Here is a 19,234-nt window from a genome sequence, read left to right as displayed (position 1 = left end):
GATATATCACTCTGACAAAGGGGTTGAATTGCGTGGCGAAGCATTCAGAAGCGATGTATTTAGGCCGTTTGCCTGATGTTCGTCTGTCGTTTCAATTAATGGGGCTGCATGCCAGAAAAGCAGATTCGAACTGGACGTATCCATCCCATGAACATTCGATGTATGAAATTCACTGGATGATGGAGGGTCAGATGAGCATGGTGATCAATGGGAAACTGCATCAGCAGTCCAAAGGAGATCTTTTGTTCATTCGTCCAGGAACCACCCATGCTTGCACAGGGGCAGGGCCAGAAGGATTTACCTATTTTTCGGTTCATTTCAGTGTACATGATACTTCTTTTTGCCGGGAACTCAACCGCTGCAAAGACACCTACTATCCAGCAACATCGAATATGGCCATGGTCATGTCCCCGATCCTCTCTACGTTATATGATCTATCCACAGAGCATTTGTCTGAATCCTTATCCTCCTCGAAACAAATGAAGGTGCATGCCGCTGTATTTGAGCTTCTTGGCTCGCTCGTAGGACAGTTATCGCAGAACGCATCCGTTCCTGTATCCAGAAAAGAAGCGATTGCCCATCAGATCGCTGAGTATATCGAGGACTCGGTAAGATATATCCATTTACATAGTGAGATTCAGGAAACGAACCGAACCTGGATTCAGGATATTGCTAAATCGCTCAGCTTGAGCACGTCACAGGTCAATCGAATTTTTCGAGAAGTGTACGGTCAGGCACCGCGCAAATATTTATCGGAAACGTTACTGAACGAAGCCCAGCGGCTGTTAAAACAAACGGATCTGAATGTTGACCATATAGCCATGATGCTCGGATACAAAACGAATGCACATTTCAGCCGCCAGTTCAAACGGTGGACAGGCATTGCGCCAAGTGAATTTCGCATGCATGCCCAGCAGGATATGACGAATCTTATGGAAGACCAATAATACGTAAGATGGAGAAGAACATACTGTTTAAAATAAAGCTCAATTCCATGTGAAAAAGAAAAAGCAGCTCAAGGGTGAGTGCTCCCACCACGGGCTGCTTGGTATTTTTGAAGATGTAGTTTGCATCTCATGGTATACACGTTTGAAGAAATGAAATGTTGTTCATTTTTACGGGTGATTAAGTTAATTTACGTTAACCCAGTATAAATGAAGCCAGACTTGCGCTCCCCGTCCCGCGGTATGTAAAATACAAGGCCTGTTTTCCGTCCGGAATGTGAATCGCGGCTGAATACGACTCCCATACATTGGTGAAGTGTACCGGGATGGTTCCCAGAACTGGGCCGTCCCAAGCGGTTTTTACCTCAAAGGTTCCGTTGCAGTAGCCACGTACCTTAATCGTGACTTGCTGAATGCTGCCGCAATCAAAGTATTTAAAACCAGCTGTCGCAGATTCCGTCATATTGGCGATATATCCGGTTTCTTCGTCGCCATCTCGGCCATCTTGGGTAATTTTCGGAAAGCGACTGTCGAGCCAAGCGCCTGCACCAAATCCACCGGTATACAATTGTTCTTCTGGGGTAAAAAGGTTGCATGCAAGATAAGCGGGGTATTCGCCCCTACCTTCCAAAGGTTCTCCATTCAAACCACAAGAAGTCATTTCAACTTGAGGAATATATCCATCGGGTTCAAAAGAAATCTTCTCGATACATCCCTGCCGATTGAATGCATCTCCATTCGTATGTCGGTGATAGAAGATATACCAGTCTGTGCCGATTTCTACGATACTTCCATGATTGTTCCCACCATAATACATAGGCTTGCCAGCTGGCTTGTATGTATCGATATGAAGATCACAGTTGCTCACAATCACACCTTGATATTCGAAGCCTTGGGTTGGAGACGTACTGGTTGCGTAACATAATTCATGCATGACGACCGAGGAGTATACGAGGTAGTAGAGTTCTCCCCTTTTGCGAATCGAAGGAGCTTCAAAAAATTCATGTCCTTCATATCCGCTTCCATCACTATACGGCTGACTTGGGGCAATAAATACGGGTTCCTCCACAATGGTGATCATATCCGAGCCGAGCACTGTCGCCATTGCTCCATGTCTGGAACGGTCACCGGGTGCACAGAAGCCCGTGTAGAGATATGTGAACTCTCCTTCTGTCAACACACCCGGATCGAACTGCGGCTCATCCCCTTCTCGTTCCCCGAGCCGAGTGCCGTCTGTATATTGAACGTAACCATAGAATTCATATTTACCCGCAGGCGAATCACATACCGCTACAGAAACAACGGGCACTTTATCAAGTACATAATATAGATAATAGCGGCCATCCGGGCCAAGTGTCACATCGGGTGCATAAAGGCACATATGACCGTCCGGGTTCAGCGGATCATCTGTTTTTTGATAAATAAATCCCTCATTGCGCCAGTCTCCAAGGTTGTCTACCGGTGCGGACCAGCACACATAATCGTTCAGACAAAACGCATGTCCGTTAAACCGATCATGTGACCCGTAGACGTATACTCTGTCGTTAAACACATAAGGCTCGCCGTCAGGCACGTATTCCCATGATGGGAGATAAGGGTTTAAACCTTGTTTTTTCATTTGAAAATGCACTCCTTGTTTAGATTTATATGGTTTAGATTTAAATCGTTTAGTTCCCGTTTCAAGATTAGTGTTATACTGCTTTTTTCTATTGCAATCAAGCTAACTTTCGTATAATTAGGAGACAACGAGAATGTCAATGTTTCAATGGTGTTTTAATGTAACACATAGAACGAGACTCACAATACGCATGGTAAAGGTGAAAAACGATGAATACGATTTATTACGTTGAATATGATGCTGAGCATCACAGTCCATTTGTGTTTGATATACCTGAAGGTCATGATTGCTGGCTGTTGGTTATTACGCAGACTCCAGCACTGTTCTGGGTCAATGGTCAACTGAAAGAATTCCCGCCCTATTGTGCTGTTTTGTATCCGCCATATTCGAAAATATACTATCGCGCTTGCTCGGACCAATATGTGAACGATTGGATACGTTTTGCAAGTGATGAGCTCTATGTAACCGAAACATCTCTCCCTCTGGGGGAGCCTTTTGCATTGGACGATCCTGAATATTGTCATAAGTTGTTTCAATTACTTGTCGCAGAGCATTCTCTCCAGAACGGCTACAGGGAATCATCGATCGATTATTTGCTTCGAACATTGTTTAACAAGTTGCTCGAATCTTATGTGCAAAAAAATATCGGCCCGCAGCATTACCCTCTGATGAAACTTCGGACAGCTATTCACAACCATCCAAGTCACCCATGGACAGTGGCTGCGATGGCCAAAACCATGAATATCAGCCCGGGATACTTGCAACTCATTTATAAGAAATCATTTGGTTTGTCGTGTATAGATGATGTCATCCATAGCCGAATTCGCTTAGCAAAAGAGTACCTTAGATATCATCCCTATACGGTTGCAGAGATTGCGGACAGGTGCGGGTATCGTAATGTCGAGCATTTCTGCCGGCAATTCAAACAAATGACAGGTGTATCGCCTAAGCGATTCAAACATCAGTGAGTCGTAAGGAGAATCTGCGCTTCTGAAACAGACGTGTTTGTTTCTCCACTTTTCTTCGTGAATGGGTCGCGCGTGCTTATGATTTAAGATAAGGTTTTTAACACATGCATGCAATGACTTATCCTGACCGATTATTGATCAATCCTCATATAAGAGCAGTTGTTTGGCACTATACTTCGGTTCCATCAAGATTAATGGTAAAATAAACAAAAAATGATGCCCACTAAAGGAGAGTTAACATGAACAAAAGACCGAGTAAAGAGGAATATGCAGCATTCTACGAAGGGTATATCAACCTTGTTCCTGAAGGAAATGTCATCGAGTTATTACAAAAGCAAGCGGAACGTGTGGAGAGCGTAATTCGCGCATTATCAGACGAACAAGCCAATTACCGCTATGGTGAAGGGAAATGGAGCGTTAAAGAGGTTTTTGGTCACCTTATTGATAATGAGCGAATTATGAGCGGCCGTTTGTTACGCATCGCTAGAGGAGACAAGACCTCTCTTCCAGGATATGATCAGGACACTCTTATGGAAGGTCACCCTTTTGAAGCATATAGCGTGGTTGATCTGGCTGAAGAATATGCAGCGGTACGGTATTCCACCATTGTACTGCTCCGCCGCCTGAGTCCGGAAGCTTGGATGCGTATGGGGCAGGTCAATGATAATACGGCATCTACTCGTTCCATTGCTTATGTGATTACTGGACACGAGCTGCATCATTTGTCAGTCCTTCGTGATCGTTATGATGTACAGATATAAGAGGTGAAGTGGAATTGAAAGGATCTTCAGCCTATTTGAGGCAAATACAGCTTAAACGGAATCAAATTGCAAATTATGATGAGTATCCTTTTGACTTGCCAATCATTCGTAATCTACATACGATGGATTTTCATCCCAAAGTTACGTACATTGTTGGTGAGAACGGGATGGGCAAGTCTACGTTAATGGAGTCCATTGCTGTGTCATGGGGATTCAATCCCGAAGGCGGCACCATGAACTTTACGTTTTCTACCCGGGCCACACATTCGGATCTGTTTCGTTATGTTCAATTAATCAAAGGCACACGACGTCCGAAGGACGGTTTCTTTTTCAGAGCTGAAAGTTATTATAATCTGGCAACAACCATTGATGAGTTGGATCGTGAGCCTTCCTATGGTGCTCCCATCAAGGATTCATATGGCGGTAAATCGCTGCATGAGCAATCCCATGGAGAGTCGTTTTTTTCCACGTTTGTTCATCGGTTTGGCGGTTATGGTCTTTATATTCTGGACGAGCCTGAGGCGGCATTATCGCCGCTTCGCCAGATGGCCATGCTTGCCCGAATTCATGAGCTGGTAGAGCAAAATTCACAATTCATTATTGCTACCCATTCTCCTATTCTGATGGCGTATCCAGATTCGCAGATCTATAACCTGACACCGGGAGGTATCGAGGTACAGACCTTGGAGGAAACCGATCATTTCTTGATCATGAAGGAATTTTTGAATAACAAGGATAAGATGATTCGGCAGTTGTTTGAAGGGGCAGACACAATCGATTAAGGACTTCAACTACCGATTCTGATGCTGTCCCCTGGTCTGCTCCTGCAACTTGTCTTACTACTTCGCTAAATAAAAAAATAGACAGCTAATCTTAATGATTAGCTGCCTTATCTATTGATCACGCGGATTGCTTTATGTGAATATTCCTGTTTCGTTCTTAGCGCTTATAATAAAAATCCGGTATGCTCGTCCAGCGTCTTTTCAGTTCATGTGCGATAGCTTTCGGTTTGCGATCCCGTGTGAAAATGCCTTTCTTATTGCCTTGTACACGAATAATTCCTTGACTGGTGGCAAAATCAGCAAAGTTCCATACTTGTTCACCGACAAAGTGCTCAAATTCATCGAATACTTCATGGTTCGCTTTGTAAAATTCCACTTGGTATTCCTCCGTAAACATGACAGGTTCAACATCGTGCAATCCGGCAACCGTGTCTGCCCCGTATTCGGTCATCATAAAAGGTTTGTTCGGGCATCGTTTTAGCCAGCCATTGAATTCAGCGCGAAGCTTTTCCTTGGCAGCATCCAGATCCCCACCATCCACATACCAGCCGTAATATCGGTTAAAAGTGAGAATATCCAGCATCTCCGCAATCTGATCCTTCTCAGGTGAGGATTCCATTTGAGTAACAATGGTCACCGGACGTTTCTGTGGATCTAATTCTCTCGTTAGATCAATCAACGGTTTAAAATATTCATATGCTCCCTTTTCTTCAGAGGCAGGCTCGTTAGCTATATTCCACATGACTACACAGGGGTGGTTTTTGTCCCGCTGAATGAGTTCCCGAATGTCGTCCTGATGATGTTCGAACGTATCAAGTTCGTCCCATGTGTTCTTGAGCACACCTCCGCGATGAACGACCAGCATGCTCAGATGCATGCCAACTGCGGCCACCTCATCAATCACGACAAAACCTTCCCGATCAGCCAGCCGCATCACTTCTTCTGAATATGGATAGTGTGCGGTACGGAAGGAGTTGGCTCCAGACCATTTCATCAGATTAAAATCAAGCACATTGGCTGCTTCATTAAAACCTCTGCCATGAATGGTCGTATCCTCATGTTTGCCATACCCTTTGAAGTAAAAAGGTTTATCATTAATCAGGAACTTGCCTTCCTTCACTTCGACACTTCTCACCCCGAATGGCTGTTCATAAACATCTATTGTTTCTCCTTCGGTTTCCAGTTCTACACGCAACGTGTATAAGTAGGCATTCAGCGGCTCCCAGAGTCTAACGTCTGATATGATCATTGTGCCGGATTCGCCTTCGGATGCTGCAACCAAAGAGCCGGATTCATCGATAATTTTAGCTTTAACTGACGCAGATCCAACCACATCAATGGAATACTGAACCTGTCCATCCAATTCCGTTACGATCGTGACATCCTTAACATAGGTCGTTGGTGTTGTATATATTTTTACAGGGCGATGCAGACCGGCATAGTTGAAAAAATCAAAGTTCGGCAGATTGTGCACCGTTGTTTGTCCATTTGAATGTTGTTTCTCAATGATGGAACCAACGGGTAGTGTTGTTTCATCCACGATATTATTTACAGCGACGGTTAGGCGATTTTTTCCTTTGTGAAGGTAACGGTTTATCTCAGCTTCAAAAGGTAAAAAGCCGCCTTTGTGCTGAGTAACAAATTCCCCGTTCACATACACTTTGGCCAAATGGGTAACGGAGCCAAATCGTAGTACAACTCTCTCTTCACTCATCACACTCGGTAGCGTGATCTCCCGCTCGTACCAGACCCAGCCCACATGGTCACGAATTGTGGCGCTTACTCCGATATCATTATATGAAGCTGGAACAGCCATGCGCATCGGATCTTGGAGTTTTTCCTTTTGCCAATTTTCCTGAAATCCCTCTCCGGCATCCAATTTGAAATTCCAGATTCCATTCAGATCGATTAGATTACGTGTCTCGGTCAATATAGGGTATAACATATGAACCTCTCCTTCATTCTCTATAAAGTAGATGCTTCCTCTACCTCCTGCCTTCTACAGGTTGTGAAACGTGTCTCGGGTATCAGTTCATTCGTTTTGCGTTGATATCGCTTACAAGTTGTGCTGTACGTTTCTTGTTTAATGGATATAGGAAAGCAATGCAGATAAATACGAGAAACAGACCCATAGCTGGAACAAGCGTTGCCAAGAAATAAATGCCTTCAAGTGTACGTGGTGTTTGAACATGCAGTGTAGCATTATACCCGACAGCCGCCATAGCTACCCCGCCAATACCTCCAGCAACGGCCTGCCCAACTTTACGCGAAAAGGAATAAATAGAATATATCGTTGCATCCTCTCGCAGTCCTGTAACATGTTCATGATAGTCAACCAGGTCTGTAATAAACGCCCAGCTGATCAGATTGAACAGACCGTATCCTAACAACCCAATGAACAGAATCGCCATGTATTGAACAGCCGAAAGGTTCGGTATGAAATAGAGCAGCAAGTAAACGAGCGTTGAGAGTAAAAAGCCAGCAGCGGCAACTTCTTTTTTTCCGAACTTTGCTACGAGCGGTTTGATTAACGGCATTCCGATAAAAATAGGCGCAGCTTGAACCAGACTGAACACACTAAGTAATTGCGCGTTACCAAAATAGTCCTTGAACAAATACGTATTAACTGTACCCAGCAACATTAAATTGATTAAGAAAATGAGCGATCCGATCAAAAAGACGATGAGTGGTTTATTTTTCAAAAGTCCATATAATGTTTTTCTCAAATTGGTATTTGGTTTCTCATTCATATCCGGGATAACACGTTCGAGCGATAATTTATAACACGCCATATAAGAAGCAATGGACAATATTCCAAAAATAACAGCTCCCAGTAAAAAACGGCTTGCGTTGGCTTCGTTATTTACAAACAACAGCAAGGGGCCCACCACGCCTACAAATAATTGCGCCAATGTTGCTCCCAGCGATCTCCATGTAGACAGCACGGTTCGTTCTACTGGGTCAGCCGTAATGACCGAAGCCATGGAACCGTAAGGAATGTTAACGGTGCTGTAAAGCGTTCCCCAGAGAATATAAGTAACATAAGCGTAGGCGAGATAAAATCCATCGGGCATTCCGGGAATGTAAACAAACATGAGTACCCCGGAGATCACAAGCGGAAATGACATGCGATAAATCCATGGTTTGAATTTACCGTGTTTGCTTGCTTTACGCGTATCAACAAAACGTCCCCACGTGACATCGGCTACGGCATCCCACAAACGGGCTAACAGGAATAATCCTCCGACCGCTGCCGGGTTAATATGAAATACATCGGTGTAATAGACCATTAAAAATGAGCCAACTAGCGCAAAAAAGAAATCGTTTCCAAAATCACCAAACAAATAGCCGAATTTATCCTTATATCCGAAAGGACGCATAAAAATCCACCTCTTTATTCAAAATTTGGAGTAACTATTGCCGAATTTTATTGCAATACAAATTTGTTCTTTTGATAACGCTCTCAATTCAGGGTGTAGGTCGTGTGTTATATTGGCTGAGTAGCTGATCCCCCTTAAATCCATGCTTGAAATCGATTTCATGACAAATTATAATCGGTCTTGTGAGGTTTCATATGGTAAGTTTCACATGTAAATAGGAATATTCACATGTGTTTTTCACTTCTAAGACTGGAACGGAGGCTTGGTGATGTATAACTTTTGTGATGAAAACGTTGAATATATATGTAATATGACACATCATTTATACAATGTACCCGTCTACTATTTTGATAACGAATACAAGCTAATCTATCAGGTCACCCCTGTGGATTTCCAGCATAACCCGTTACTTCCCACTGACGATAAGATCATGACAGACCTGTTTTCCAGCATGCCACTCGAGCAGCTTCCTGTCCTTCGAGAAACAATCTATTTGGAGAAATTTTTTGCAATACGTATTCGTGCAGATCATCAGTGGAAAGGAATCATCATTGTTGGCCCGATTATTAATTTTAAAATGACAGAGGAAATCATTCGTGTTACTCTAAGTGATTTGTTAGCTAAGGCGGATCACCAGGAAGTGAAGATGTATTACGACGGAGTCCCTGTGATGAGTACTTTTAAATTGATTAATCTTAGTATGACGATGTATTTCATGCTCTATCAGGAGAAGCTGACGCTGGACGAAATCTTAATGAAAAATGAGAATGAGCGTTGGAGAAAAACGCTGGAAATCGAGCAGCCGTATAAGCAAATCATAGACGACCGTCAAAATAATCTTATTCACACGGAAATCGATAAAGAGAAGAAAGTATTTGATTTCATTCGATTGGGTAGAACCGATAAGGTGCTGGAATCCTTTCATACCATTCACAAACAAGGCAAAAAAAGTGTGTTGTCCAAGACGAGTTATTTGCGTAGCCAAAAGAATCTGGCGATCTCCCTTATCACGCTTGCAACAAGGTCAGCAGTAGAAGGTGGTGTTTTTCAAGAGATTGCTTATAATCTTAGTGATTTTTATATTCTTAAAATTGAGGACTTAACCGACAGCCAAGCGGTAGAGGATTTAATGGAGGTTGCTCTGCTTGATTTTGCGGAACGTGTGAAGCGTAGTAAAAAACACAAATACTCGAAACCGATCAACATATGCCAAAACTATATCTTCAACCATTTAAATGAACGGATTACGGTCGCACAACTGGCTGAAATCAGTTCGTTGAATCCGAATTATTTGTCCAATCTGTTTAAAAAAGAAGTCGGCATCTCCATTTCGCAGTTTATTTTGAAAACGAAAATTGAAGAAGCTCAAAATCTGTTGACGTATTCTCATTATACTTTAGCGGAGATTTCTACTCTTTTAAACTTTTACGATCAGAGTTACTTTGCGAAAGTGTTTAAAACATATACGGGATGTACACCCAAACAATTTAAAGATCAAAGAACAAAGGATTAAATTCATTGGATCAGGGACAACAAAAAAACGCTGTAAAAGCGGCTTTTGAAGGTTTATTTTGTAACTTACAAGTTACATTCCGGTGTTAGAAAGTAGCCTGTGATTCGCATATGCGGCGGCACCGATTACGCCCGCTTGTCCACCCAATTTGGCTTGCACGATGGTACAGGCTCCTGAAGAGAGCTTCAATGAGTGATTTCTAACGGTATAACGGACGGTGTTAAGGAGCCGATCACCTGCTGCGGACATGCCGCCACCTATGATAATCATTTCGGGATTCAACATATTTATGACATTGGAAAGGCCAAAACCCAATATCTCTCCTGTTTCGTGCATGACTTCAACAGCAAGTGCATCGCCAAGGTCATACGCATTCGAGATCATATGAGCGGTAATTCTGGACGGCTCTCCTTCTACCCACTCTATAATCATACTGGATCGGCCTGCCTCCAGCTTTTCCGTCAACGTTCGAACCATTCCAATGGCAGATACATATCTGCCCAGGCAGCCTGAACTCCCGCAACGACAAGCACGGCCTTCCCTATACATATTCATGTGTCCAATTTCCCCAGCACTTGATGTTGCTCCGTAGATTACCTTCCCGTCATTGATGATTCCAGAACCCAGACCAGTCCCTAAGGTGATTAATACCAAATTACGATGACCGACACCTGCACCAAACAGCCATTCACCATATAGATTAACACGTACGTCATTGTCGATAAAAACAGGGAAATCAACATGTTTGTCCATGTGATTCACTACATGGATCTTCTCCCATCCAGGAAAATTAGGCGAAAATATAGATAAGCCGGTTTGTGGGTCTAATAAGCCTGGCACACCTATACCCATGCAATTTATCTCATCTGCATGGATTCCTTCAGCCAACATCATTTCTTGTGTAATGTTTGCCATTCTATTTAACACATGGATCGGGCCTTTATCGGCTTCGGTGGCATCACTTCGTTCGTGAACTTTCTGAAATGCTGTATTAAATATAGCCGATTTAATATTGGTTCCGCCCAGATCTATTCCGATTATATATTTGCTCATATATTAACATCCTGACCTTAAATGATATAGACACCTCATTATTAAAACACGAAACCGCAGAAAAATCTAAAAATAGCAAAAGTCGCCATATCGGCGACTTGTTTAGGAAAGATTATTTACATGAGTAAGAAACGATACCCTAAGGTTGCTTATTTAAATCAAATCGGTTTATCTGAACATTATCGGTCATTACATAAATAATGCCTTCGCCCTCATATACAAATGTGGGATCAGACTCCTTTAGTTCAGAAATATTAACGGTATGAAGTAACTTCAGTTTGGTCTTTGCCGACGCACTTGTCTGATAGATGGATATTTTTGAGTCCTCAACCAGCATGACAGTTCCATCTGGCGCGGTCTGGTACATTTTGGCTGAAGCAGGGACAGTTTGCATGATGCCTTTGGGGTCAATAATGAAAAAATTTCCATTCGATTGAATTCCTGTGAATCCATTAGAAAACACGTTTCTTTTCACGGTCATGGATGTCTCCATGTCGTCATAGTAGCTCACATTGCTGATTTTTTTAGTCCATACTTCCTTCCCCTTCGTTGTTTTAGCACTGAAACTTATAACATTGTTTCCGTGATTCTTCTGAAAATGAAGTAAACCATCGGGACCGAACCCTGAAAACATGCCTTCTTTAAAGTCAAAATGGTATTGAAATTGCTGCTTCATTTTAAAATCAAAATATGTCATGCGGCTGGACGTTTTGCTTGTACTATTGATGGTTTCGAGTAAACCATTGACAAAACCGTAAAGAATGGATGCGTTCCAATTGTTTTTACCCAAAAACTTACCTTCCGGATTATACCGATAACTAGTCACCCGCTCAGAAGCTGTTTCCAGATAAACAAACAAATTACCATCAGGCATGATGGATACTCCTGATATGGAACGGACTTTTTCGTCAAAATACTTCATCCACAATACTTTTCCGTTAGGATTGTATGCGGTTAGACGTTGTTTAACAACGCCAGAACTATTCTTTATCGAAGTGAGGATATAAACATTACCGTTTTGCGCGACTTGTGCATATGTACCAAAAAAACTAAAAAACAGGTTGCTTCCAGCAGTATAATCGGTTTTGGATAATTGCTTTCCTGTCTTCTTGTCAAAAATGTACATCTGATTGTCCATGCTCATAAAGTTCAATGTTTGATTTGTAATCCGAACATTACTGTCCGACAAATACTCGTGTCCATCTGGAATGGAGAAGGTCCAGTCTGGTTTGGGCAGGTTTTGAAAGTTGTTTGCAGACACCGTTCCGGTAAAAGCACTGCTGAGCATTAGGATGATTACCAGAGATATTAATCTTTTGATGTGAAGCAACATATCACCTTTTTCTTTTTATTTTTTTATAGATCCATTATCGTCATTTATGTGTATAAAATGAATAGCAGCCTTCTATTGGAAGACTGCTGGATCGGGCTATTTAGGCTGGCTTATTTTAGATCAACCAGATCAATTGATTTTTCGTACAGCAAACCATAATTCGACGAATTGCAGTCCATCCTTGCTTCCTGTAACCTCGAATTCGAGGCCGTCAACTTGCTCATAACCTGCTGTGGGGAGCCACTCCGAGAAGAAACGTTTATATAATGTTTCCATTACTTCCCCCAGTTGATCCCATTCAAATGGTTCGGATGAAAAGATGGCCCACGTATAAGCAGGAATGGAGATTACTTTGTAACTAGCAGTTACACTTGTCTCCTTTTTAAATGCACACAACATATACGGAAATGTTTCTTCTTCCGTCGGTCTGTAACTGCACACAGCGTGTACTGGATGATAGTTCTGATTTAAAAAATCAGGCAGCCCATTGGCATGGAGTGCAAGTTTTTCAACCTCACCATTCACATGACTTTGTTTCCATAAGTCGGCTGGGGTTTCTTTTCCGTTTAAGCTGAATATTTTTTCGATCCCGAACACTTCAAAGCTTTCTCTTGTTTCAATGCGATAATTCATAGGCTCAGCCCCTTTAATAGAGATAAGAAAGGAAAGCCGTGGATAGGCTTTGAGCGCTGTCCCTTTTTCTCTTGCACGTGCAGGGTTCACTCCATGTAAAGCATGAAACGCCCTTGCAAACGATACCGGAGATTCGTAGCCATACTTTATTGCAACATCAAGCACTTTCGCATCACTGGTCTGTAATTCGATAGCAGCCAGTGTAAGCCGTCTTCTTCTAATATACTCTGCCAGTGGCACATTCGTAATGAACGAGAACATCCTCTGAAATTGATATGAAGAACAGCAGGCACACTGCGCAACGTCTTTTAAACTGATTTCGTTGGATAGATTCGTTTCAATATGATCTAGAGCACGATTCATTCTCATCAGCCAATCCATCTGATCCCTCCTCTCAATTAAAGTAAAGTATAGCTTTATGTAACCAAAGTTTCGCAACGATTTGTGCACTCTGAAGTTTCATCATGCCCCACCCATCTCCGCATTAAGATTGTGTTCAGCACCTTTTCTTTAACAATCATTTGTGATCTTGCACAAATCGATCTTCTTATGTTATGTTATTTGACATTTTTGTTTGACTCCCCTCCACAACCATGTTACATTTTCAAACATAAGCAATGATTGGAAAAAGATTACATGAAACTTGACCTGTTATTCCTACTTATTTTAACTCAGCGAAGGAGTTGCTGACTATGCATTTAACTGTACAGGAACGTGAAAAATTACTGATGTACCTCGCTGCAGACATGGCTGAAAAGCGGCTGAAACGTGGCGTTCAGCTGAATTACCCGGAAGCCGCCGCCTATATTTCAGGTTTTGTCGTAGAGGGTGCACGGGATGGAAAAACCGTAAAACAACTGATGGAAGAAGCTCGTCACCTTTTATCAGCAAACGAGGTAATGGATGGCGTAGCCGAATTGCTGAGTGAAGTTCAGATTGAAGCCACGTTCCCCGATGGAACGAAGCTGGTGACTGTACATGAGCCTGTTGCCCGGATCGATGGTGCGATTATCCCCGGTGAGTATGAATTTGCGGATGACCCTATTATCCTGTTACCTGACCGCAAACGAATTACCCGTTCCGTGACCAATACAGGCAGTCGCCCCATTCAGGTCGGATCACACTTTCATTTTTTTGAAACGAACCCCGCTTTATCATTTGACCGGGAAGGTACTAAAGGATATCGACTGGATATCGCTTCGGGTCTCTCCGTCCGCTTCGAACCAGGAGAAATGCATGAAATTACGCTGGTTGAAATCGGTGGAACGAAAGAAATCCACGGATTCGCCGGACTAACCAACGGGAGGGTTGAATGATGAACACCATTGATCGTGCGACATATGCAAGCATGTATGGCCCAACGACCGGAGATCGGATTCGGCTCGCGGACACCTCGTTAAAAATTGAGATTGAAAATGACTTTACCGTGTATGGAGATGAGTGTGTTTTTGGCGGAGGTAAAACGGTCAGGGATGGCATGGGACAGCATCCTCTGGCAACGCGCAGCGAAGGTGTCCTGGATACGGTCATTACCAACGTTGTTATTGTGGATACATGGGGAATTGTCAAAGCCGACATTGGCATTAAGGACGGACTGATCCGAGGCATTGGCAAGGCAGGAAATCCGTTTGTGATGGATGGCGTCGATCCTGACATGTATATCGGGGTAGGCACAGAAGTGATCTCTGGTGAAAATTTGATCGTGACCGCTGGTGGTGTAGACAGCCATGTTCACTTCATCTCGCCCCAACAAATTGAAATTTCGTTGCAAAGTGGAATAACCACAATGATTGGTGGAGGGTCTGGCCCGGCTACAGGTACACTTGCAACCAACTGTACCTCGGGCGTATGGCATATTGAACGCATGTTACAAGCGCTCGATTCACTGCCAATGAATTTTGTGATGCTTGGTCGTGGTAACAGTTCCAGACCTGAAGCCTTGATGGAACAAGTGCTTGCAGGCGTTGGCGGACTGAAAATTCATGAGGACTGGGGAAGCACGCCTTATGTTATCGACAAATGTTTAAACGTGGCAGAACAGTATGATATTCAGGTCAATATCCATACCGATACGCTGAATGAAGCTGGATATGTGGAGGACAGTTTGCGTTCATTCAATGGTCGAGCCATTCATACCTACCATACGGAAGGTGCGGGCGGCGGTCATGCGCCGGACTTGTTGCGTGTCGCTTCGATGCCTAACGTCCTGCCTTCTTCCACCAGTCCAACGATGCCTTATACCCGAAATACGGTTGATGAACACTTGGATATGTTAATGATCTGTCATCATCTGGACCCCAAAATTCCGGAGGATGTGGCCTTTGCTGCTTCACGGATTCGGGAGACAACGATTGGTGCGGAAGATATATTACATGATATCGGTGCCATCAGTATGACCAGTTCGGATTCACAGGCGATGGGACGTGTAGGTGAGGTGGCAATCAGAACATGGCAGACAGCAGATAAAATGAAAAAACAACGCGGTTCCCTTACCGGAGATACCCAGGCGGATAACGAGCGCGTGAAACGTTATATTGCGAAATATACGATTAATCCTGCCATTACACATGGCATCTCCACGTATGTAGGCTCGATTGAAGTCGGTAAAATGGCGGATCTTGTGCTATGGAAACCCGCGTTCTTCGGAGTTAAACCGGAGCTTGTCATGAAGGGCGGCATGATTATTCATAGTGTGATGGGAGATCCAAACTCGACGATCTCGACTCCGCAACCGTATATGTACAGACCGATGTTTGGAAGCTATGGAAAGGCACGTTCAGCCATTTGTGCAACTTTTGTTTCTCAAGCCTCCATTGATGCAGGAACTCTGACTACTCTCGGACTCACGAAATCATTAAAACCTGTGACAGGCTGTCGTGCAGCTAGCAAAAAAGATATGATTTTGAATGGAGAAACCCCGGCTATTATGGTCGATCCGAAAAATTATACCGTATCCGTGAATGGTGAAACGCTACGCTGCCTTCCGGTTGACGAACTTCCCATGGCACAAAGGTACTTCTTGAGTTAATATGATGAAATCGTTGTTGCCTTCATTGAATGGCTCCGTTTCAATCTACAAAAAGCTCAGCAAATATGAATAAGTTGAACTACAAACTTTACACAGGTTATTCTGTTTCAGTGTAAAGTATAGTTCAACTTATTGAGCTGGGCTTTTTTCGTTTCCCATTTTTGAATTGCGAATCTCGTCTTCATCAGACCACCTAATTAATCCCTTATAAATCCACCTTCCGAATGAATAACTTGCCCCGTAATCCAAGCTCCGGCTTCACTCACGAGAAAATCAATGATGTTCGCTGCATCCTCAGGTGCTCCAATCCGTCCCAGCGGGAACTTGGGCACAAGATAATCACGAATGGAGTCATCCATCCACGTTGTATCTGTCGGCCCAGGGTTTACAGCATTCACTGTAATTTTCAATGGTGCAAGTTCACGGGATAAGGATGTAGTAAAAGCGGAAATCGCACCTTTGGTCGCAACGTACGCTAACTCCCCTGGCATCGGCGATATATCCTGTCCCGAAGTCATATTGATAATTCTGCCTGAGGTTAGATTGGATTTCTCAAATTCGCGGGCAAATATCGTACATAGTAGAAAAGTGGATCGCATATTTACGGCGTAGTGGTTGTCCAAGAGTTCGGCGTCAAAGGACTTGTAATCCGTGTTGACACAATAAGCTGCATTGTTAATGAGTACAGAGGGTTGTCCCAGTTGCAGGACCGCACTCTCATAAACTTGATGAGCTGCATTCCGTTCGGATAGATCAATCTCGATGGAGGCACAGCGAACCCCCATGTTTTCAATCTCCTTGTGAAACGCAATGATCCATTCCCGATCAGCCTTATAGTGTGTGAAGAAAATATCAATATCTCTGGAAGCTAGTTTGCGGCAAAAAGCACTTCCCATTTCTCTGGGACTGCTAGCACCTGTGATAATTGCAATTTTTCTCTGAGTTAAAGTCATCCTTCTACCTCCACTTACATAAAAGATGTGTATGTTTCTCATCAATTATAGTGAATAGAGGTAACTTATGAAACACTTCTACCCAAACGAATATCTGAACAGCCCATAGTAAAGAGGCCCAAGTGTGAGTACTAGAGTAACAAACATTAACAATCTTCTCTTACGAATTGAGATTTCTGCTAGAATTTCTTCGCCTTGGTGATTCTTAAGCAGCATCCCGAACAGTATTTCCCACAACAACCCCGAGATTGTAATTACTTTCCATGTTAGAGGGTTCAGCCATTGAATGTGTTTTACGTACCCTAACAATCCAATCCAAGTGATAACAGATACAACAAAATCAATTTTGCCGAGTGTTGTTGTGTATTTCCCTTTTAGCAAATAACCAAGGGATGCTGTTCCAAGTAATCCAAGATAAATCGTCCATAACAAGTTAATCACATGTGTACCCCATTTTAGTCTATTATAAAATAATCGTAACCTATGTCCTGTTGCATTATAGTGAAGCATTTTCGTTCTGCATAGTGGGGAATTATTCTAAAATAAAGAGATAAAGAAGATTCATATGTAATACCCCTTTCAATATCAATCCAGTTGTATTGTAATATACAGTGATCATTGATTTATTTTATCTATGAGGTAATAGCCGTTTGATGAATTTATATGGCGCGCAGCATCACATTCTTGTGCATTCCAATGCCATTGATGCTGAGGCACATCAACATACGTTTATTCAAGTTACGATTGCACTAGAAAATCATTTTCAGTTTGAAGTTCAGGGAGAGATTATAAGTACTGCCGGAATCGTGCTAAACTCTAATGTTACTCATCGTTTGCAGGGATCGGGGCAACCTCTAGTCTTGCTTTTAATAGACAGCACTTCAAGCATAGCTGCCGCCTTTAAACAATATATGGGCAAACAGGCATACGCCAATCTTCCTCCAGTGGATAGTAAAAAAGTCGCCGAATTTATAAAAGTTCGGTTACCGCAAATTCATGATGCAGAGTGTTACAGTTTATTTTTACAAGAATTCATGACTCTTTTTCAACTGGACTACACTCCACCTGCGATCACGGATACACGAATCAAGGAACTGATCCAACATATGAAGGATTGCACGGATTCGGAGCACTCTATTCGTAATTACGCTGAACAGTTCGGTCTTTCGAGTAGCAGGCTGTCACATCTGTTTAAAGAGAATACAGGAATATCTCTTAGTGGTTATTTGGTCTTACATAAGCTACAGAAGGCATGTTATCTGATTTTCCAAGGAACGAGCATCACGGAAGCAGCCGTGGCAGCTGGTTTTGATACGCCCTCCCATTTTGCCAATACCAGCAAACGCTTGCTCGGAATGACCGCCAAAGATATTCGCAAAGATAGCGTGTTTTTGCAAGTTTCCTCCCTGCACTGACGATACAATGTTTGCAGGAGGTGCTCATCATGAACAACAATCTCGAGCAAACGCAATTGTTAGATTACAATCATTCGACCATTCAGAGCCTCATTCGCAGCCGTAACTGGGCTTCACTCCCTGTAAAGGAGCAGATCCTTCACGTATATAATTACGTTCGTGACGAAATTAAATTTGGTTATAATCGAAGCGATAATATTCAGGCTTCAGAAGTACTCCACGACGGCTATGGACAGTGTAATACGAAAGGCATTTTATTCATGGCACTGCTTAGAGCGCTCGGCATCCCTTGCCGTATTCACGGCTTTACGATTCATAAGCAATTGCAAAAGGGAGCCATGAAAGGCTGGTATTATCACCTTTCTCCGAAAGAGATCATCCACAGCTGGATTGAAGTGTTATATAACGACAGATGGTTAAATATCGAAGGTTTTATCCTGGATCTCCGTTATCTGACCAAGCTTCAGCAAAAGTTTAAGCAATGTACTGGTTCATTTTGCGGTTATGGAGTGGCTACGGACGATTTTCAGAACCCCGCTATTTTTTGGAATGAAAGTGACACGTATGTACAAAAAGAAGGTATTGTTCAGGATTTCGGTACGTTCGAACATCCAGATGAATTCTTTTCTCTCCACCCGCAAAAGTTAAGTCCGATCAGAAGAATAGTATTCAGCAATGTGGTTCGGCATCTAATGAATAGGAATGTGAGACGCATTAGGCAGGGATGATCGTTTATTCTTTTGAAGCAGCTCATAAAACCAAAAAACACGGAACGATGCGGAAGGATTCTCCGTTTCGTTCCGTTTATGCAACTTTATCGTTCCCATATAGAATAGATTTGGAATGGAAGCTG

General features: G+C 42.9%; 17 protein-coding genes. 9 read left to right on the top strand and 8 right to left on the bottom strand.

Translation table 11 applies throughout. The annotated features are described in order from the left end of the window. Positions 1-32 precede the first annotated feature (32 nt). Entirely contained in the window at positions 33-947 is a 915-nt protein-coding gene (locus EC604_RS24470) for an AraC family transcriptional regulator (protein ID WP_123066637.1), read from the top strand. Positions 948-1,140: 193 nt separating this feature from the next. Here the strand turns inward: EC604_RS24470 and EC604_RS24465 are convergent, their stop codons facing one another. Beyond that, entirely contained in the window at positions 1,141-2,562 is a 1,422-nt protein-coding gene (locus EC604_RS24465) for a family 43 glycosylhydrolase (RefSeq protein WP_123066636.1), read from the bottom strand. A 209-nt stretch (positions 2,563-2,771) separates the two neighbouring features. Here EC604_RS24465 and EC604_RS24460 point away from each other — a divergent pair, with 209 nt between their 5' ends. The 3 genes from EC604_RS24460 to EC604_RS24450 all read left to right on the top strand — a co-directional run bounded on the left by EC604_RS24460 (position 2,772) and on the right by EC604_RS24450 (position 5,073). After that, complete coding sequence (locus EC604_RS24460) at positions 2,772-3,530, top strand: AraC family transcriptional regulator (RefSeq protein ID WP_123066635.1); 759 nt, start codon at positions 2,772-2,774, stop codon at positions 3,528-3,530. A gap of 239 nt (positions 3,531-3,769) precedes the next feature. Further along, positions 3,770-4,291 (top strand): DinB family protein, encoded by a 522-nt coding sequence (locus tag EC604_RS24455; protein WP_123066634.1) that lies wholly within the window; start codon positions 3,770-3,772, stop codon positions 4,289-4,291. Between the two features lie 35 nt (positions 4,292-4,326). After that, the gene (locus tag EC604_RS24450; RefSeq protein WP_240037171.1) at positions 4,327-5,073 is read left to right on the top strand and encodes an AAA family ATPase; all 747 of its coding nucleotides are present in this window, start codon (positions 4,327-4,329) and stop codon (positions 5,071-5,073) included. Between the two features lie 157 nt (positions 5,074-5,230). On the opposite strand, the gene uidA is transcribed toward EC604_RS24450, so the two are convergent. Further along, positions 5,231-7,018: a beta-glucuronidase gene (uidA, locus tag EC604_RS24445; RefSeq protein WP_123066632.1), complete on the bottom strand. Its 1,788-nt coding sequence runs from the start codon at positions 7,016-7,018 to the stop codon at positions 5,231-5,233. Between the two features lie 82 nt (positions 7,019-7,100). Further along, positions 7,101-8,453: an MFS transporter gene (locus EC604_RS24440; protein WP_192895153.1), complete on the bottom strand. Its 1,353-nt coding sequence runs from the start codon at positions 8,451-8,453 to the stop codon at positions 7,101-7,103. A gap of 310 nt (positions 8,454-8,763) precedes the next feature. Between EC604_RS24440 and EC604_RS24435 the strand changes: the two genes are divergently transcribed. Beyond that, a complete protein-coding gene (locus EC604_RS24435; protein WP_161557029.1) occupies positions 8,764-9,966 on the top strand; it encodes an AraC family transcriptional regulator in 1,203 nt (400 codons plus the stop codon). Positions 9,967-10,038: 72 nt separating this feature from the next. Here the strand turns inward: EC604_RS24435 and EC604_RS24430 are convergent, their stop codons facing one another. The 3 genes from EC604_RS24430 to EC604_RS24420 form a co-directional block, all read right to left on the bottom strand. Then, complete coding sequence (locus EC604_RS24430; protein WP_123066630.1) at positions 10,039-11,019, bottom strand: ROK family protein; 981 nt, start codon at positions 11,017-11,019, stop codon at positions 10,039-10,041. A 139-nt stretch (positions 11,020-11,158) separates the two neighbouring features. Further along, entirely contained in the window at positions 11,159-12,145 is a 987-nt protein-coding gene (locus tag EC604_RS24425; RefSeq protein WP_161557028.1) for a hypothetical protein, read from the bottom strand. Positions 12,146-12,481: 336 nt separating this feature from the next. Next, positions 12,482-13,366 (bottom strand): AraC family transcriptional regulator, encoded by an 885-nt coding sequence (locus EC604_RS24420; RefSeq protein ID WP_123066628.1) that lies wholly within the window; start codon positions 13,364-13,366, stop codon positions 12,482-12,484. A 311-nt stretch (positions 13,367-13,677) separates the two neighbouring features. On the opposite strand from EC604_RS24420, the gene ureA reads away from it, so the two are divergent. Then, positions 13,678-14,301 carry an urease subunit gamma gene (gene ureA, locus EC604_RS24415; protein ID WP_123066627.1) on the top strand — a complete coding sequence of 208 codons (624 nt, stop codon included), beginning with the start codon at positions 13,678-13,680 and terminating at the stop codon, positions 14,299-14,301. Next, positions 14,301-16,013 (top strand): urease subunit alpha, encoded by a 1,713-nt coding sequence (gene ureC / locus EC604_RS24410; RefSeq protein ID WP_123066626.1) that lies wholly within the window; start codon positions 14,301-14,303, stop codon positions 16,011-16,013. The genes ureA and ureC overlap by 1 nt, the downstream gene beginning before the upstream one ends. A 197-nt stretch (positions 16,014-16,210) precedes the next feature. Here ureC and EC604_RS24405 read toward each other — a convergent pair whose 3' ends face one another. Then, positions 16,211-16,966 carry an SDR family oxidoreductase gene (locus EC604_RS24405; RefSeq protein ID WP_123066625.1) on the bottom strand — a complete coding sequence of 252 codons (756 nt, stop codon included), beginning with the start codon at positions 16,964-16,966 and terminating at the stop codon, positions 16,211-16,213. Positions 16,967-17,044: 78 nt separating this feature from the next. Beyond that, a complete protein-coding gene (locus EC604_RS24400) occupies positions 17,045-17,407 on the bottom strand; it encodes a hypothetical protein (RefSeq protein WP_123066624.1) in 363 nt (120 codons plus the stop codon). Positions 17,408-17,619: 212 nt separating this feature from the next. On the opposite strand from EC604_RS24400, the gene EC604_RS24395 reads away from it, so the two are divergent. Together EC604_RS24395 and EC604_RS24390 are read left to right on the top strand one after the other, a co-directional pair. After that, positions 17,620-18,381: a helix-turn-helix domain-containing protein gene (locus EC604_RS24395; RefSeq protein ID WP_123066623.1), complete on the top strand. Its 762-nt coding sequence runs from the start codon at positions 17,620-17,622 to the stop codon at positions 18,379-18,381. Positions 18,382-18,410: 29 nt separating this feature from the next. Continuing rightward, entirely contained in the window at positions 18,411-19,109 is a 699-nt protein-coding gene (locus EC604_RS24390) for a transglutaminase-like domain-containing protein (protein WP_123066622.1), read from the top strand. The last annotated feature ends 125 nt before the right edge of the window (positions 19,110-19,234 follow it).

This window comes from Paenibacillus amylolyticus, from assembly GCF_003719335.1.
Lineage (GTDB): Bacteria > Bacillota > Bacilli > Paenibacillales > Paenibacillaceae > Paenibacillus > Paenibacillus amylolyticus_D.
The sequence above is the reverse complement of the archived record's forward strand: the minus strand, read 5'-3'. Positions and strand labels throughout refer to the sequence as shown.

What these genes read in the sequence shown, in the direction of transcription:
- EC604_RS24435 (WP_161557029.1), top strand. Translation starts at nt 8,764, where the DNA reads ATGACACATCATTTATACAATGTACCCGTCTACTATTTTGATAACGAA.
- EC604_RS24425 (WP_161557028.1), bottom strand. Translation starts at nt 12,145, where the DNA reads ATGTACATTTTTGACAAGAAGACAGGAAAGCAATTATCCAAAACCGAT.
- EC604_RS24455 (WP_123066634.1), top strand. Translation starts at nt 3,770, where the DNA reads ATGAACAAAAGACCGAGTAAAGAGGAATATGCAGCATTCTACGAAGGG.
- ureA (WP_123066627.1), top strand. Translation starts at nt 13,678, where the DNA reads ATGCATTTAACTGTACAGGAACGTGAAAAATTACTGATGTACCTCGCT.
- ureC (WP_123066626.1), top strand. Translation starts at nt 14,301, where the DNA reads ATGAACACCATTGATCGTGCGACATATGCAAGCATGTATGGCCCAACG.
- EC604_RS24405 (WP_123066625.1), bottom strand. Translation starts at nt 16,966, where the DNA reads ATGACTTTAACTCAGAGAAAAATTGCAATTATCACAGGTGCTAGCAGT.
- uidA (WP_123066632.1), bottom strand. Translation starts at nt 7,018, where the DNA reads ATGTTATACCCTATATTGACCGAGACACGTAATCTAATCGATCTGAAT.
- EC604_RS24420 (WP_123066628.1), bottom strand. Translation starts at nt 13,366, where the DNA reads ATGGATTGGCTGATGAGAATGAATCGTGCTCTAGATCATATTGAAACG.
- EC604_RS24440 (WP_192895153.1), bottom strand. Translation starts at nt 8,453, where the DNA reads ATGCGTCCTTTCGGATATAAGGATAAATTCGGCTATTTGTTTGGTGAT.
- EC604_RS24390 (WP_123066622.1), top strand. Translation starts at nt 18,411, where the DNA reads ATGAACAACAATCTCGAGCAAACGCAATTGTTAGATTACAATCATTCG.
- EC604_RS24465 (WP_123066636.1), bottom strand. Translation starts at nt 2,562, where the DNA reads ATGAAAAAACAAGGTTTAAACCCTTATCTCCCATCATGGGAATACGTG.
- EC604_RS24460 (WP_123066635.1), top strand. Translation starts at nt 2,772, where the DNA reads ATGAATACGATTTATTACGTTGAATATGATGCTGAGCATCACAGTCCA.
- EC604_RS24395 (WP_123066623.1), top strand. Translation starts at nt 17,620, where the DNA reads ATGAATTTATATGGCGCGCAGCATCACATTCTTGTGCATTCCAATGCC.
- EC604_RS24430 (WP_123066630.1), bottom strand. Translation starts at nt 11,019, where the DNA reads ATGAGCAAATATATAATCGGAATAGATCTGGGCGGAACCAATATTAAA.